Here is a 14,944-nt window from a genome sequence, read left to right as displayed (position 1 = left end):
GTGCTCAAGGGTTTCAAAGAGTTCATCATGCGGGGCAATGTCGTCGATCTGGCGGTTGCGGTCGTCATCGGTGCCGCCTTCGGAGCGGTGGTTAAGGCATTCGTCGAGGACATCATCACGCCAATAGTCGCGGCGATCTTCGGCAAGCCCGACTTCAGCAACCTGTACTTCACGATCAACGGCAGCGTCTTCAAGTACGGCGATTTCATCAACGCCCTCATCACGTTCGTGTCGGTCGCGGCCGCCGTCTACTTCTTCATCGTCGCCCCGCTGAACGCGATCGCCGAGCGAAAGGCCCGCCGCCGGGCCTTGGGTCAGCCCGTCGAGGAGAGCGCCGCCGAGGTGAGCGACGAGGTCGCGCTGCTCACCGAGATCCGCGATCTTCTGAGCACCCCACGGGCCTGAGTAACCCACCGGCCTGAGCGCGGCTGGCCGTCGGCGAGAGGCTTCCGTGACCGGCGCCGGGTTCAGCGGTGGTGGGGGCGGTTCAGCCGTGGTGGGGGCGGTTCAGCCGTGGTGGGGCGGCCGCTCGCGCTTGTACCAGTCGTCGCTGAAGCCGCCGCTGGAGCGCTCGCCCCAGCCGTCGTCACTCTCGTCTCGGGTCACGGTCGGCAGCACCGGCTTCTCGTCCCTCGGCTTCGACGGCGCCGGCCGGGCAGTCTGCTCCGTCGATCCCTCGGCGGCAGTCTGGCTGGAGTCATCGGGCGTGTCGCTCATGCTTCAAGTCTGCCTCAGCTCGACACCGCGTGGCCGGGCCGGCGGCGAGTGTCGTGCTCGAGGCCCCCTGTGCGGCCAAGAAGAGTGATTGGATAGTGGAAAGACTGATCTGAGAGGTAGGGCATATGACTGACGAGAAGAACGACTTCGCGGCCAAGGCATCCGACGTGGCGCAGCAGCTGAAGGCAAAGGCCGAAGAACTGGCAGCGGCAGCGGCACCGGCTGCCGAGCAGGCCAAGGGTAAGGCGACCGAACTGGCCGCCGCCGCTGCTCCGAAGGTGAACGCCGCCTCCACGTCGGCGTCCCATCAGGTAGCTCCGCTGGCCGGGCGGTTGAAGAAGCTCACCGGCGGCCGCTTCGACAAGCACATCGACACGGTCAGCACGAAGCTGGAGACCACCCTTGACCGCAGCGACAAGCCGGACGGCGGCAGCGCGCAGCCAGGTCCTGGCGGGACGCCGTCCTGACCGCTGACGTCACCGTTCGATACTGGGCCGGAGCCCGGCGAGCCGCCGGCACAGCCGAAGAAGTCACCCAGGCCACGTCGATCAAGGAGCTACGCGACGAGTTCGCCCGTCGCCCGGAGCTCGCGTCGCTGGCCGCCGTTGTCGCCTTCCTGGTGAACAACGAGAAGTCTGACGACAACACCGCGCTGGAGCCGGGAGCCGTCGTCGACGTCCTCCCACCGTTCGCCGGCGGCTAGCCACCGGCGCTACCCGCCGTTCACCGGCGGCCAGCCAGCACGGCTCGGGCACGGTGGACCCTCAGGCGCAGTTGACCCATTCGTCGGTGCCGTCGGCGAAGACCTGCCGCTTCCAGATGGGCAGCTGACGCTTCACTTCGTCGACCAGCCGGGCGCAGACCTCGAAGGCTTCACGCCGGTGCGCACAGCTGACCGCGGCCACCAACGCCACGTCGCCCACCTTCAGCGGGCCGTACCGGTGGCTCACCGCGATGGCGTGGACCGCCGGTTCGGCGGCGAACTGCTCGGCAACGCCGCGCAGCACCGCCTCCGCCGTCGGGTGGACCTCGTACTCCAGGGCCACCACAGCACGGTTGTGGTCTCGATCGCGCACCACCCCGCTGAAGACAACGTGGGCGCCTGCGCCCGAGCGCAGCACCGCCTTCTCGTGCGCCCCGACGTCGAGTACCGCGTCCGTCACGACCGCGATCTCGACGCGCCCCGCCGCGAGGCTCTCCTGGCCCGGTGAACCGTTGTCGGTCATACCCCGCCTCCCGCGCGATGATCGCCGCCGTGCAGCTGATCAATGAGGTGATCCAGCACCGGCAGCAACACCGCCAGCCCGTCCCGTACCCCACCTGGGGACCCGGGGAGCGTCAGCACCAGGGACCGGCCGATGACTCCGCAGACCCCGCGGGAGAGCACCGAGGTCGGCACCTTCTCCCGCGACACCGCTCGGATCGTCTCGGCGATACCTGGAATCTCGCGCTCCAGCAGCGGCGCAACCGCCTCCGGTGTCACGTCGGTGGGGGTGAGCCCCGTTCCGCCCGTGGTGACGACAACGTCCGCCCCGGCGGCCAGCGCCGCCCGCAGCGCGCCGCGGATCTCCTCGACATCGTCGGCGACGACGCTGCGGAACACGACCGTCCGCCCAGCCGTGCTCAGCGCCTCGGCCAGCACCTCGCCCGAGGCGTCAGCGCGCTCACCGCGCGCCGAACGGTTGGAGCAGGTGATCACCGCCGTCCGAATCAGCACCTCACCCGGCGCGCTCAACGGTTCCACTCGCCACTACGGCCACCCGACTTGTGCAGCAGGCGCACATCGCCCAGCGTCGCCGAACGATCGACCGCCTTCACCATGTCGTAAAGGGCGAGGCCCGCGGTGACCACACTCGTCAGCGCCTCCATCTCGACTCCGGTTCGGTCGGCGGTGCGAGTCGTGGCCGTGATGTCGATGAAGCTCTCACCGACCTCCAGTTCGACGGCGACGCTGTGCAGGGCAACCGGGTGACAGAGCGGGATCAGATCGGGAGTGCGTTTGGCCCCTGCGATGCCGGCGATTCGGGCCACCGCGAGCGCGTCCCCCTTGGCCAGAGCGTCGCCGCGAAGCAGCGCGATGACCTCCGCCGTGGTGCTGAACCGTCCGGCGGCGACGGCCTCCCGGACGGTCGGCTCCTTGCCCGATACGTCGACCATATGGGCCGCGCCGGTGGCGTCGAGATGAGTGAGCTGCATGCCCGCCAGCCTACGGCGGCAGGAAGTTGTCGAAGATCGCCCAGCCCCTGTTGTTTGCTGCGGCTTTGGGAGATGATCTCGCCATGGCGCACCCCAAGCGATCGTATTGGAGCAGACGCATCGCCCGGCTGGACCCGGAGACCGAGTACGAAGAGATCACCCGCATCCTCGGTTCGCACGAGTTCCCGTGGGACCTGAACCGGGCCCTGGGCTACGCGCTCTTCCGTACCTACGCCGTTGCGAGCATCGGCGAACTGCTGGGCAACACCCGCGAGTTCGCCGACCGGCCGCAGAAGCGCTATGACGACACCGCGCTCATCCTCGGCACCATCGGCGAGAACGGCTTCGCCAGCGTCCCGGCCCGCACCGCCATCCGGCGGATGAACCAGATGCACGGTGCCTACGACATCTCCAACGACGACATGCGCTACGTGCTCTCGACCTTCGTGGTGACGCCGGTGCGGTGGATGAAGGAGTACGCCTGGCGCCCGCTCACCGCGGCCGAGGTCCGGGCCAGCACGAACTACTACCGCGCGCTCGGACGGCACATGGCGATCAAGGAGATCCCCGAGACCTACGAAGCCTTCGAGACGCTCATGCAGGAGTACGAAGACGCGAACTTCGGCTACTCCGTCGGGGGCCGGGCCGTCGGCGACTCCACGATGAAACTGCTCAGCAGCTTCTACCCGAAGCCAGTTCGCCCGGTTCTGGACGTCTTCAGTCGAAGCCTCATGGACGAGCCACTTCGCCGGGCCCTGCGCTATCCAGCGCCCAGCCCTCGATCGGTGGCCATCACGCGCTTCGCCCTGCGCACCCGTGGACGGCTGCTGCGGTTCTTCCCGCCGCGGATGACCCCGCTGCTGGTCAAGGATCTGCGCGACATCCGCAGCTACCCGAACGGTTTCTCCGTCGGCGAACTCGGCACCTTTCCGACCGGCTGCCCGGTGCCGCACGACGTGGCCGGTGGGTCGGGCGCGCGTGCGGAGTAGCGCTCGCCGATTACAGCTGGACCCCGCTTCCGGGTAATCTCGACCCAGTGATTGTGCAGTGACCACCGATTTGTCGGCTCCCAACGACTCCCACGACGAGCGCATCGACCCGCAACGGCTGGCCGACGCCCTCCAGGTCATCGCCGAGATAGACCAGCTCCCGACCGAGCACCCGGATGCGGTGGCCCTGCGTCGAGCCACCGCCCGCATCTTCAAGTCGGTCAAGATGCGCCGCCGCAGCGAGGCCCGCGATCGCATCTCGGCCGCCGACCGGGCGGTGGTCGCGGCCACCGCCACCGGAGCGCCCAACCGCATCGACGACGAGACCCAGGGCAACCAGCTCGCCATCACCTCCGGCACGCAGACCGCGGGCAGCTACCTGCGCTCGCGGGCCTGCTACATCTGCAAGAACCACTACACCCAGGTGGACGCCTTCTATCACCAGCTCTGCCCGGAGTGCGCGGCCTTCAACCGCGCCCGACGGGACGCCCGAACCGACCTCACCGGCCGCCGCGCGCTGCTCACCGGCGGGCGGGCGAAGATCGGCATGTACATCGCCCTTCGGCTGCTGCGCGACGGCGCGCACACCACCATCACCACCCGTTTCCCCAACGACGCGGTGCGCCGCTTCCGGGCCATGCCGGATAGTCACGAGTGGCTACACCGGCTGAAGATCGTCGGAATCGATCTGCGCGATCCGGCTCAGGTCGTCTCACTGGCCGACACGGTCGCCGCGGACGGGCCCTTGGACATCCTGATCAACAACGCCGCCCAGACGGTCCGCCGCTCCCCCGGCTCGTACGCGCCACTGGCCGCCGCTGAATCCGAGCCGCTGGCCGACGGGCCGCTACCGGAGATCGTCACCTTCGACCACATCAGTGACGCCCATCCGGCGGCCCTCACCGGTTCGCTGAACGAGCATCCGACGGCGCACGCGCTGACCACGCTCGCGCTCACCGCCGGCTCGGCGTCACCCCAGCGGATCGCCGACCAGACCGCCATCGACGCCGGCGGCCTGGTGCCGGACCTGCATGACGTGAACAGCTGGACCCAGCGGGTGGACGAGGTGGATGCCCTTGAATTGCTGGAGGTTCAGCTCTGCAACATGACGGCGCCGTTCATCCTGGTCAGCCGGCTGCGCCCGGCGATGGCCGCCGCCTCCGCCCGTCGCAAGTACGTGGTGAACGTGTCGGCCATGGAGGGTCAATTCAGCCGTCGTTACAAGGGGCCGGGGCACCCGCACACCAACATGGCCAAGGCCGCGCTGAACATGCTGACCCGAACCAGTGCCGCCGAGATGCTCAGCACCGACGGAATCCTGATGACCGCCGTCGACACCGGCTGGATCACCGACGAGCGTCCGCACCCGACCAAGATGCGTCTGGCCGAGGAGGGTTTTCATGCGCCGCTCGACCTGGTCGACGGGGCGGCCCGGGTCTACGACCCGATCATCAGGGGCGAATCCGGCGAGGACGTCCACGGTTGTTTCCTGAAGGACTACCAACCGTCACCATGGTGACGGCGCACCCAGCCGGTGTTCCCAGCAGCTGTTCCCAACCGCCGTACCCAGCTAGGCCGTGTACGGTGCGAGCCACCAGAGCGAACGAGGCAGGATGACAGACGAGCAGGGTGACTGGCAGCCGCACGACCCGAACGACGTGACGACGCAGCTGCCGTATCAGCCATACGGCCAGCCGGCGCCGTACGGCCAGCCACCCCAGGTCGTTCAGCCGACGCCGTACGGCCAGCCAGCCCAATTTGGGGAATCCGGCCAGTACACCCAGCCGCTGTATCCGCCCAACGGCTACCAGCAGGACCCTTACAGCGATCCGTACGGCGATCCCCATGCCGATCCCTATGCCAACCCGAATCCGGGCGGACGGCACTCCGACACCCAGTACCTGCCGCCGGTCTACGCCCCCACCGAGACGCTGCCGCAGTACCAGGGGCCGGCGGGTGGCGGCGGCGGTTACCAGCAGCCCGACGCCAATCCTCAGCCCGGATATGGCATTCCGGGGCAGCCGCCAGCAGGCGGTAGCGGCCCAACGGGTAGCGGCCGTCGGCGGACGGGTCTGGTTCTTGGCCTGGTCGCGGCGCTCCTGTTGGTTATCGGCGGGGTCGGCCTCACCGCCGCGCTGCGCCACAAGTCGCACTCCACGGACGCCGGCAACTCCAGCCCACTCAACATCCCCGGACTGAACGGCTCGTTCCCGTCCGGATCACTCCCCTCAGGCAGCCTGCCATCAGGTTCACTCCCGTCGGGCTCGCTCCCGTCGGGCTCGCTCCCGTCCGGCCTCGTGCCGTCGCTCCCCCCGGCGACCAACGGCGGCGCCCCGGCCGACCTACCGTTACCGACCTTCGGCCATTCTTCCGGCGTCCAGACCCGTACCCTCGGCGGCGCCTCACTCACCACCGCGACCTACACCGGCGTCACGCAGGACCAGGTCGACGGCTACGTGGCTCAACTAGAGGCGGCGGGGTGGAGCGACTCGCTGATAAACACAAAGATTCTCCGGACCCTGACCAATGCGGACGGCTCGGAGAACCTGGCGCTGACCTATCTCGGGATCAACGGCGGCACGCTGCAGATCGCCTGTACGCATACCTGATCCAGCTCCGTGGCCGCCGAGGGCGCTCGGCCGATCAGCCGGTGCTGATGGGCTGCAGGAAGAGATCCTGGGCGAGCAGGATCAGTTCCGGCGCGTTGTTCGGCGTCCGCCCGGTCGTGTACCAGAGGTCGTAGACCCAGACGCCGGCGTCCTGACCCAGCGCCGTGAAGGCGTCGGGGGTGGGTATCCGGGACGTCCCGTCCGGCAGCCGGTAGCCCTCCCGCAGCAAGTCGTTGATGTTCCCGGTTCCGTCCTTGCTGACCAGGGTCTGGAAGGCGTTTGCGTTGTCGTACGGCTTATCGGGAGACGAGCCGGCGAACGACGTCTCAATGAGCGAGACGGCGATGGTGCGCCCCGCTCCATTTACCTTCGTGGTGAAGAGCAGCCGGTTCGCACCGCCGCAGGGGTGACTGATCAGGAACGCGATCATCGGCGCACCGTAGGCGTGATCGTGACAGGTCGAGATCTTGTCCTCGCCCCAGATCGTGATCGGATACTTCCGCCCCGATGCTCCGGCGACGGTCAGCGTGCGGACGGCCTTGACCGGGTGGGTCGATGCGGGGGAACTCGTCGCGGCCGAACCGCTGGCCGCGGAGGTGGTGGCGGCGGAGGTGGTAGCGGAGTTGGCCGGGCTGGTTGCCGCCGTGCTCGCGGTAGGAGTTGCCGCGAGGCCGGGGTTGCTAGTGGTGGCCACCGCGGTAGCCGTGCCCTTACTCGAGCAGCCCGTCAGCGTGATCATCAGTGCCACTAGTAGCGCCACAGACGTGGTCAGTGGGCCGCTGCGGGTGGCGTGACGCGATGACGGCATGCGATCCTCCTGTTCCAGCGGCGTTCCAGCGGCGACTCTATCGCTGGTTCAGTGACTCTCGTGATGAGGTGCGGCGGCTGCGGCTCCGAGCGGCACACCGCGCGAGCGCAGCGTCTCCCCGATGACCCCGTGGCGCCAGTTCTTGTCATAGACGCTGACCTGAATCCGCTCGGTTGACTCGGGGTTCTCTCCGAGGTTCTTCGGCGGCGCCACGTCGTGACCGTGGCTGTCGCGGGGCACGATCTCACTGTGCGAGAGGACGAACTCGTCCACTTGAAGGAAGCCCTGCAGGCGCCGGCGACGCACACTCTGGATCGCGTCCCACGGGACCTTCAGTCCGTATTTGTCACGCTGTACCTGGATTCCCACCTCGTCGACCGACATCCAGCGGCGACGCATCCGCCGCACGGTGATGCCGGCGTTAACCGCGCCCAGAATCACCGCGACGGTGAAGCCGAGCACGAACGGGCGGAGTACGAGCACGATGACGAGCCCCACGATCACCGGGGCGGTCAGAGAGGTGCCTATCGCATAGGACCAGCGAATTCGGTACACACCCATTCGCCAGAGCCTACTGGCAAGTAAGACCCCAGCGGAACGTCCCTCCGGTGTGGCGCTGCGCTCCCCCGACTGGCGTCTCAGCCTTCGGTGCCGGCCGGCTCAGTGTCGTCGTAGCGACCGGCCCTCAGCCGGGCCTCGATCTCGTCGGTGCCGGCGTGACCACGGTGGGTGTAGGCGTCGATGGTGCGATCGATGTAGCCCTGGGAGAGGCTGAGCAGAACGCTGGTCGCGTGCTGCTCGACGGCCACCGAGCGCGGCCGCGTCGGGCCCAGATTCTCCGCCCCGACGGCGGAGTCGGCCAGTTCGATGAGCTCGGCCCAGTCGGCCTTCTCGTGCAGCACCGGGAAGATCTCCCGCTCGAGATAGTCAGCGTTCGCGCTCCATTTGTCGCGGACCTCGGCCAGCAGCGTCTTGAACCGGTCGGTGTTGGGGTCGACGTCCTCGAGGTTGCGCAGCACCTCTTCCATGGAGCGGTGCTCGGCGAACTGCTGATGGGCCAGCGACTCGCCGTCAGGCAGCGCCTTGCGGATGAGCGGGTGGAGGTACTGCTCGGCCGCCACGTGGGTCTGCACGATCTCGCGCACCAGCTGGACCGTCTCCACGTTCTCGTCGAACGGGTCGGTCGTAGCGGCTAGTTTGCTGGCCAGCGCGGTGATGCTGCGTGAGTCACCGGCGAGCACGTCGAGGATCGTCTGACCATCCGAATGCGTCATGTCTCCATCCTGCCAGAGGCGCCCCACCGAGTCGGCGACCGAGCCAGTCGGCGGCCCGCCGAACCGGCCGGGCAACCGGGCAGCGAGCCGAGGGCGACGGCCACCCAGGTACCGTGGTTCCCTGTGGCGCCGACCTTTGCTGAACTCACGACGATGCGGGTAGGTGGCGCGAGCCGCGACTTCGCAATGGCCACGGAGACCGCGCAGCTGGTCGAGTTGGTGCGCCGGGCCGATACTGACGCAGTGCCCCTGCTGGTGATGGGCGGCGGCTCGAATCTGGTTGTCGGCGACGCCGGCTGGGACGGCCTCACCGTGAAGATCGCGACCAGCGGTATCGACATTTCGGGGACAACGGTGAGCGCGGATGCCGGAGTCAACTGGGACGAACTGGTGGCATTGACGGTCGCCGATGGACTCTCCGGACTGGAAGCGCTCTCGGGCATCCCCGGCTCGGTCGGGGGCACGCCGGTGCAGAACGTCGGAGCGTTCGGAGCCCATACTTCGGACGTGCTGACCTCGGTCACGCTGCTCGATCGGGACAGCGGCGAAATCAGCCAGTGGGGTAGCGAACGCTGCGGCTTCGGCAGCCACCGGCAGTCGACGTTCAAGAACACCGATCGCTTTGTGCTGCTGCGTGTCACCTATGAACTGCGCCGAAGTCGGCAGTCGGCACCGATGACCTTCGCCGAGGTGGCGCGCCGGCTCGACATCGAGGTCGGCGGCACCGCCGATCCGGTCGACGTCCGCGAGGTGGTGCTGTCGCAGCGGCGCCGTCGCGGGTCCATCTATGACCCGGCCGACAGCGACACCTGGGGCGTCGGATCGTTCTTCCTCAATCCGGTACTGCAGGAGGTGCCCCCACAGGCCGACGGCAGTCCGCGTTTCCCGGACCCGAAGGGGACGAAGGTGCCCGCCGGCTGGCTCATCGAGCGGGCCGGTTTCGCCCCCGGCTACGGCGCCGAGTGGGGTCGGGGCAGCGTCCGGCTCTCGACCAAGCACGCGCTCGTCATCACCAATCGTGGGGACGCCACCACCTCCGAGGTGATGGGATTCGCCGGACATATCCGCGACGGAGTCGAGGAGCGCTTCGGCATCCGGCTCACCCCGGAGTGCCGCCTGGTGAACTGCGCGCTCGGCGTGAGCGCTCCGGAATCGCCCGTAATTCACAGCTGATCCGCCCCTCTCATCTCAGACCGGTGCCATGGTCGCAGGGTGGTGCTGTCGGTTTCGCCTTGGTTTCTGGGTCGGATCGACATGCTTCGGCGGAGTCCACCAAGGCACTCCGTCGACGATGTGCAGCGTCCAGCCCCGTTCTTCGAAGGTGCGATGGTGGTGCCCACAGAGCAATGCCATTGTCTGGATTGAGGTCTCTCCGCCGTACTGCCACGGTTTCTGGTGGTGAACCTGAGTCCACTGCACTGGCATTTCGCATCCGGGGAAACAGCAGCCGCGGTCCCGCGCGTACAACGCCAGCCGTTGGCCGGGTGAAGCTAGACGGCGCTCCCGTCCATGGCTGATAACGCCACCCTCAGCGTTCAGCACCACCGACACGACCTCGGCTTCCCCGGCCAGCCGCATGGCCTCCGGAATCGAGATCAGGTCGTTGTGGGTGGTGGTGGCATAACCCTGCTGGGTGCGGAACTGCTCTTCAGTCATCGTGATCAGCAACGTCGTCGCCACCCCGCCACTGCTCGGTAAGCCTCCATCAGCCAATAACCGCCGCGAGGCGTCCTCGATCGCGTCGTGACGACGCTGCCCCGGGGTACGACGATCCGGCTCCAGGACACCGCCGGGGCCGTCGGCGGCAGGCGCTGGGGCGGACAACGAGTCGAGGACCGCCTCCAGCAACGCTCCGCAGGCCGGCGTCAAGGCCCCAGTCGGGATGAACATCCCATCGCAGCGCTTGCCGAGCGTGAACGACCGCTCTCGCTGATGCTGGGCGTCTCTGGGTTCAGCTCCATCGGGGTCCAGATGCGCAACTATCCGCATCGCGACCTTTGCCAAGTCCCGCGGATTGAACCACCGAGCCTGCTCGACCAGCTCGCCCTGGACGCGTGCTCCGTGCTCGAAGTCCAAGTCCGGGCGCAAGCGGTCTAGCGTGGAGACGATCACTTTCGCATGGGCCGCCGATATCACGCCCGCCTTCTGCTCCGCGGCGACCAGCGGGAAGACCGGCTCCAACTCTTCTCCGGTCAGTCCTCTCCGTGGACCAAGATCCTCGGCCGCCCGGACCCGGTCCTTGGCCTCCCGCGGGTCGATCCGCAGCAGATCAGCCAGCAAAGCTTGAGGGGATGAGAAGCCGTATTCTCCGGCCACCCCACGCGACATCAGGGTCGATAGGAGCAGCTGATCCACCGTGACCGCCCGGCGGGAATGTGCCTCCCAGCCCTGTACCAACTCCAGCAACTCAGCCGAAGCGAACGACTCCAAGTGCGCCTGGAACACCTCGTCCATGGCCACCGCCAGTGCACGCAGGAGACCGGCAACCCGTGCCGACGCGTCTGCTCCTGGCCCCTCAACCATTCCCTCAGACTACTCGAACAGACAGGCGATAGCAAATAGAATCGTCAATAAAACTAAGGCAATTCACCAACATCTCGAGCGCGACAGCTTGCCTCGTCGCGAACCTACAGGATGGCTACGACAGTTTTGGTTGACTATCCACAGTCAGTGTCGACTATCCACAGTCAGCGCAGTGCATGCCGGTATCGCAGATCCCGTATCGCCGCCCCAGCCACCACGTCGTCCTTCACCGCGCCATCGGGTACCCATCCGAGGGCCGAGTAGAAATCGATGGCCCGGTCATTCCCCTCGGTCACCCATAGAGTCGCCTCGGCGTACCCGGCGTAGGCGAGCATCTCGACGCTGGCCGTCATCAGCCGCCGTCCGATCCCCTGGCGCCAGGTACTGGGGAGCACGTAGAAGGAGGTGATCTCACCGATCGAACCGGCACCGACACCGACACCGGTATCCGCACGCGCATCGGGGTCGCGCGTCGGGCAGAGGTTGGCGAACCCGACGATGACGCCGCCATCATCCTCGGCGACCAGGACGCCGCGGTCCGGCCAGGAGGCCTCTTCGGTCGAGGTCTGCCAGCGCAGCAATCGCTGCTGCGGCTCCAACCCGTCCAGATAGGTTTGCGGAATCAGTCCCAAATAGCCGACCTGCCAGGACTTCACGTGCAGTTCGGCGATGCCCAGGGCATCCGCGACGACCGCCCGGCGAATCTGCATCACAACATCATTTCGCACGCCGGCCAGCTCGACAGAGCCGGCACCGGTTCAGCGGTCGGCGGCGCGGCGATCTAGCGGCGTCCGCGTCCCTGATCACCGGCGAGTCGATGCAGCACATCGATCATCAGATCCACCTCAGCGCAGGTGTTGTACAGCGCCAGCGACGGTCGCACGGTCGCCTCCAAGCCGAAGCGGCGCAGGATCGGCTGCGCGCAGTGGTGCCCGGACCGCACGGCAATCCCCTCCTTGCTCAGCGCGTCTCCGACCTCGACCGTGCTGTACCCGTCGAGGACGAAGGAGAGCACGCTGGCCTTCTCCTTGGCCGTGCCGATCAGGTGCAGACCGGCGACCTCCTTCATCCGCCCGGTGGCGTAGGTCAGCAGATCGTGTTCGTAGGCCGCGACATTTTCGATGCCGAGGCGGCTCAGATAGTCCAGCGCGGCGCCGAGTCCGACGGCGTCGGCGATGTTGCCGGTGCCCGCTTCGAACCGTCCAGGCGGCGGCTGAAATACCGAGCGCTCCAGGGTGACGTCGGCGATCATGTTCCCGCCCCCCTGATACGGCGGCATATCTTCGAGGACCTCGGACTTGCCGTAAAGCACGCCGATTCCGGTCGGTCCATAGATCTTGTGCCCGGAGAATACGAAGAAATCAGCGTCTAATCGCTGTACGTCGGTGCGCATGTGGGAGATGGACTGGGCGCCGTCGACGAGTACCAGCGCACCAGCGCGGTGGGCGAGGTCGACGATCTCCTTGGTGGGAGTGACCGTGCCAAGGGCATTGGACACCTGAGTGACCGAGACCAGTTTGGTCCGCTCGTTGAGTAGCCGCTGGTAATCGCCGAGCAGCAGCTGACCATCATCGTCAACCGGAATTACCTTGATTTTAAAGCCTTTTTCCGCGGCCAGCAGCTGCCAGGGGACGATGTTCGCGTGATGCTCAAGGTGCGAGATGATGATCTCGTCGCCCTCACCGAGGTTCTTCCGGCCCCAGGTTTGGGCGACCAGGTTGATCGCCTCGGTGGTTCCCCGGACGAAGACGATCTCCTCGGCGGAGCCAGCGCCGATGAAGCGAGCTACGGTCGAGCGGGCCGACTCGTAGGCGTCGGTGGCCCGGGCCGCCAGCTCGTGCGCCGCCCGATGGATGTTCGAGTTCTCGTGCTCGTAGAAGTAGGCGAGGCGATCGATCACGGCTCTCGGCTTGTGCGTGGTGGCCGCGTTGTCGAACCAGACCAATTGCTTGCCGTTGACGCGCTCGGAGAGGATCGGGAAGTCGCGCCGCACCGCGTGCAGGTCAAACGCCGGGTGCGGATCCGGGGCGAGGCCGGGCGCGGGCTTGAGTCCGGGCGTCGGCAGGAAGTAGTGCGCCAGGTCCGATGAAGGAGCGGCATCGATGCCGGTTCCGGCTGGCGTCGCCGCGCCCCCGGCCGGCGGTCGGGTGGCTGACAGCGATGCGTCACGCGGCAATCCCCCCGACGGCGTGACAGCGGGGGGTGCCTCACTGGCGGCGAGCAGGCTGCGCAGCTCACTCTCGTTCGGCACGCCGAAGGAGGGCCGAGGAGGTGCCTCGGCCAGGAAGTAGTAGTCGCTGCCCTGGTTTAGCACCGGGCGCGCAACCGGTGGAATCGAACCGACGACCGGCAGCACACCGGTCAACGGCGGGACCGAGAGACCGGAGGTCGGGGCGACCGCCGCCGGACCCATCGGTGAATCGTCCAGCGACGAGGGCAGGTCCGCGATCGATGGACTGGCCGCCGGCGACGGGGTTGAGCCGGCGGACGAACCGCCACCCGGGTAGGTGCCCTGCGGCGGCGAGAACTGGGGCGCCGAGCCGAAATCGCCGGGGCCGACCTGTGGTCCCAAACCGCGAAGATCGCCGGGAATGACGCCCGCGACACCAGAGGATGACGCCGATGAGTGACCGGAGGGTTGGCCCGACACCGCCGGCAGGGTGGATGGGCTCGGTGCCCCACCGCCGGGCGGGGTCGCGAAGAGCTCATTGGCCATTCGCGCCAGCGTCGCTAGATCGGGCAGCCCTGACGGGCCTGACGGGCCGGACGGGTCGGACGGGCCGGTGGGCAGACCATCCGGCGCACCCTCCGGCCGACCGTCAGGCACCGGACTACTTGCGGTACTTGGGGGCGTAGTCATGGAACTTCGTCACGTCGACGTCATCGAGCACGGCCAGCGCATCGTCGGTCAGCACCGCGAGCGAGCAGTACAGCGAGATGAGGTACGAGGCGATGGCGTTTCGGTTGATGCCCATGAATCGGACCGACAGGCCGGGGCTCTGCTCGCCGGCCAGGCCGGGCTGGAAGAGCCCGACGACGCCCTGACGCTTCTCCCCCACGCGCAGTAGCAGGATCTTCGTCTTGCCGTTCTCCACGGGAACCTTGTCCGACGGGACGATGGGCAACCCGCGCCAGGTGAGGAACTGCGAGCCGAACATGCTGATCGTCGGTGGCGGCACGCCCCGCCGGGTGCACTCTCGGCCGAAGGCGGCTACCGCCTCCGGGTGGGCCAGGAAGAATGCGGGCTCCTTCCAGACCTTCGAGATGAGAACGTCCAGGTCGTCCGGGGTGGGCGGGCCGGTCAGCGTGGTTATCCGCTGGGACGGCGCGACACTGGCCAGCAGCCCGTATCCCGGGTTGTTGATCAGCTCGCCCTCCTGCCGCTCCTTCACCGTCTCGATGGTGAGGCGCAGCTGCTCCTTGATCTGGTCGTACGGGCTGGAGTAGAGGTCCGACACCCGGGTGTGCACGTCCAGAATCGTGGAGACCGCGTTGAGGAAGTACTCCTTGGCGTTCTCGTCGTAGTCGACGTAGGTCTGCGGAACTTCGGACTCGTCGCGGGGCAGGCAGGCCACGTCGACGTCCTCCGGCCGCTTCACCTGGTTCAGCCGGTAGATGCCGGCCTCGACCGGGAGCCAGCTGAGCAGATGCACGAGCCAGCGCGGCGTGATGGTGGACATCTGCGGCACGCTCTTGGTGGCGTTCGCAAGCTGCCTGGCGGCGGCATCACCCAGTGCGCTGGGCGGTGGGGGCTGAGTCATATGTCGGAACTCCCTGACGAGGCGTGAGACGACTTTCGAGCAGCCTACTGCCTACCCCTGACGGGCA

At 67.4% G+C, this 14,944-nt stretch carries 18 protein-coding genes; 7 read left to right on the top strand and 11 right to left on the bottom strand.

Features of this window, described 5'->3' with window-relative positions:
* The gene (mscL, locus tag CPH63_RS09445) at nucleotides 1–405 is read left to right on the top strand and encodes a large conductance mechanosensitive channel protein MscL (protein ID WP_206745671.1); all 405 of its coding nucleotides are present in this window, start codon (nucleotides 1–3) and stop codon (nucleotides 403–405) included.
* Nucleotides 406–507: 102 nt separating this feature from the next.
* Here the strand turns inward: mscL and CPH63_RS09440 are convergent, their stop codons facing one another.
* Complete coding sequence (locus tag CPH63_RS09440; protein ID WP_096302693.1) at nucleotides 508–717, bottom strand: hypothetical protein; 210 nt, start codon at nucleotides 715–717, stop codon at nucleotides 508–510.
* A 125-nt stretch (nucleotides 718–842) separates the two neighbouring features.
* Here CPH63_RS09440 and CPH63_RS09435 point away from each other — a divergent pair, with 125 nt between their 5' ends.
* A complete protein-coding gene (locus CPH63_RS09435; RefSeq protein ID WP_096302691.1) occupies nucleotides 843–1,184 on the top strand; it encodes a hypothetical protein in 342 nt (113 codons plus the stop codon).
* Nucleotides 1,181–1,420, top strand: coding sequence for a MoaD/ThiS family protein (locus CPH63_RS23665; RefSeq protein ID WP_096302689.1), 240 nt, complete (start codon nucleotides 1,181–1,183; stop codon nucleotides 1,418–1,420). The genes CPH63_RS09435 and CPH63_RS23665 overlap by 4 nt, the downstream gene beginning before the upstream one ends.
* Nucleotides 1,421–1,481: 61 nt before the next feature.
* On the opposite strand, the gene CPH63_RS09425 is transcribed toward CPH63_RS23665, so the two are convergent.
* The 3 genes from CPH63_RS09425 to moaC are packed head-to-tail and all read right to left on the bottom strand — an operon-like array spanning nucleotide 1,482 to nucleotide 2,913.
* Complete coding sequence (locus CPH63_RS09425; RefSeq protein ID WP_096302688.1) at nucleotides 1,482–1,943, bottom strand: molybdenum cofactor biosynthesis protein MoaE; 462 nt, start codon at nucleotides 1,941–1,943, stop codon at nucleotides 1,482–1,484.
* Nucleotides 1,940–2,461 carry a molybdenum cofactor biosynthesis protein B gene (locus tag CPH63_RS09420; protein WP_371364601.1) on the bottom strand — a complete coding sequence of 174 codons (522 nt, stop codon included), beginning with the start codon at nucleotides 2,459–2,461 and terminating at the stop codon, nucleotides 1,940–1,942. The genes CPH63_RS09425 and CPH63_RS09420 overlap by 4 nt, the downstream gene beginning before the upstream one ends.
* A complete protein-coding gene (moaC, locus tag CPH63_RS09415; protein ID WP_096302687.1) occupies nucleotides 2,449–2,913 on the bottom strand; it encodes a cyclic pyranopterin monophosphate synthase MoaC in 465 nt (154 codons plus the stop codon). Before moaC ends, CPH63_RS09420 begins: the two co-directional genes overlap by 13 nt.
* An 83-nt stretch (nucleotides 2,914–2,996) precedes the next feature.
* Here moaC and CPH63_RS09410 point away from each other — a divergent pair, with 83 nt between their 5' ends.
* From CPH63_RS09410 to CPH63_RS09400, 3 genes are all read left to right on the top strand, one after another.
* Nucleotides 2,997–3,902: an oxygenase MpaB family protein gene (locus CPH63_RS09410; RefSeq protein ID WP_096305043.1), complete on the top strand. Its 906-nt coding sequence runs from the start codon at nucleotides 2,997–2,999 to the stop codon at nucleotides 3,900–3,902.
* Nucleotides 3,903–3,960: 58 nt separating this feature from the next.
* Complete coding sequence (locus CPH63_RS09405; RefSeq protein ID WP_241895859.1) at nucleotides 3,961–5,421, top strand: SDR family oxidoreductase; 1,461 nt, start codon at nucleotides 3,961–3,963, stop codon at nucleotides 5,419–5,421.
* Nucleotides 5,422–5,515: 94 nt separating this feature from the next.
* Entirely contained in the window at nucleotides 5,516–6,511 is a 996-nt protein-coding gene (locus CPH63_RS09400; RefSeq protein ID WP_096302686.1) for a hypothetical protein, read from the top strand.
* A gap of 34 nt (nucleotides 6,512–6,545) precedes the next feature.
* On the opposite strand, the gene CPH63_RS09395 is transcribed toward CPH63_RS09400, so the two are convergent.
* From CPH63_RS09395 to CPH63_RS09385, 3 genes are all read right to left on the bottom strand, one after another.
* Nucleotides 6,546–7,319 (bottom strand): hypothetical protein, encoded by a 774-nt coding sequence (locus CPH63_RS09395; protein ID WP_157749414.1) that lies wholly within the window; start codon nucleotides 7,317–7,319, stop codon nucleotides 6,546–6,548.
* A gap of 48 nt (nucleotides 7,320–7,367) precedes the next feature.
* On the bottom strand, nucleotides 7,368–7,880 hold the full coding sequence (locus tag CPH63_RS09390; RefSeq protein ID WP_157749413.1) for a hypothetical protein: 513 nt from the start codon (nucleotides 7,878–7,880) through the stop codon (nucleotides 7,368–7,370).
* A gap of 77 nt (nucleotides 7,881–7,957) precedes the next feature.
* Nucleotides 7,958–8,593: a hemerythrin domain-containing protein gene (locus tag CPH63_RS09385; RefSeq protein WP_096302682.1), complete on the bottom strand. Its 636-nt coding sequence runs from the start codon at nucleotides 8,591–8,593 to the stop codon at nucleotides 7,958–7,960.
* Nucleotides 8,594–8,716: 123 nt separating this feature from the next.
* On the opposite strand from CPH63_RS09385, the gene CPH63_RS09380 reads away from it, so the two are divergent.
* Entirely contained in the window at nucleotides 8,717–9,766 is a 1,050-nt protein-coding gene (locus CPH63_RS09380; RefSeq protein WP_197704644.1) for a UDP-N-acetylmuramate dehydrogenase, read from the top strand.
* 15 nt (nucleotides 9,767–9,781) lie between these two features.
* Here CPH63_RS09380 and CPH63_RS09375 read toward each other — a convergent pair whose 3' ends face one another.
* The 4 genes from CPH63_RS09375 to CPH63_RS09360 all read right to left on the bottom strand — a co-directional run bounded on the left by CPH63_RS09375 (nucleotide 9,782) and on the right by CPH63_RS09360 (nucleotide 14,877).
* Entirely contained in the window at nucleotides 9,782–11,116 is a 1,335-nt protein-coding gene (locus CPH63_RS09375) for an HNH endonuclease signature motif containing protein (protein WP_096302679.1), read from the bottom strand.
* Between the two features lie 164 nt (nucleotides 11,117–11,280).
* Nucleotides 11,281–11,826, bottom strand: a complete 546-nt coding sequence (locus CPH63_RS09370) for a GNAT family N-acetyltransferase (protein WP_096302678.1) — start codon at nucleotides 11,824–11,826, stop codon at nucleotides 11,281–11,283.
* Nucleotides 11,827–11,897: 71 nt separating this feature from the next.
* The gene (locus CPH63_RS09365) at nucleotides 11,898–13,976 is read right to left on the bottom strand and encodes a family 2A encapsulin nanocompartment cargo protein cysteine desulfurase (protein WP_096302677.1); all 2,079 of its coding nucleotides are present in this window, start codon (nucleotides 13,974–13,976) and stop codon (nucleotides 11,898–11,900) included.
* Nucleotides 13,948–14,877 (bottom strand): family 2A encapsulin nanocompartment shell protein, encoded by a 930-nt coding sequence (locus CPH63_RS09360; RefSeq protein WP_096302676.1) that lies wholly within the window; start codon nucleotides 14,875–14,877, stop codon nucleotides 13,948–13,950. Before CPH63_RS09360 ends, CPH63_RS09365 begins: the two co-directional genes overlap by 29 nt.
* Between the last annotated feature and the right edge of the window lie 67 nt (nucleotides 14,878–14,944).

Origin of the sequence: Jatrophihabitans sp. GAS493, assembly GCF_900230215.1 — a bacterium.
In the GTDB taxonomy this organism is placed as follows: Bacteria; Actinomycetota; Actinomycetes; order Mycobacteriales; family Jatrophihabitantaceae; genus MT45.
This window is presented reverse-complemented; position numbering and strand designations above follow the sequence as displayed.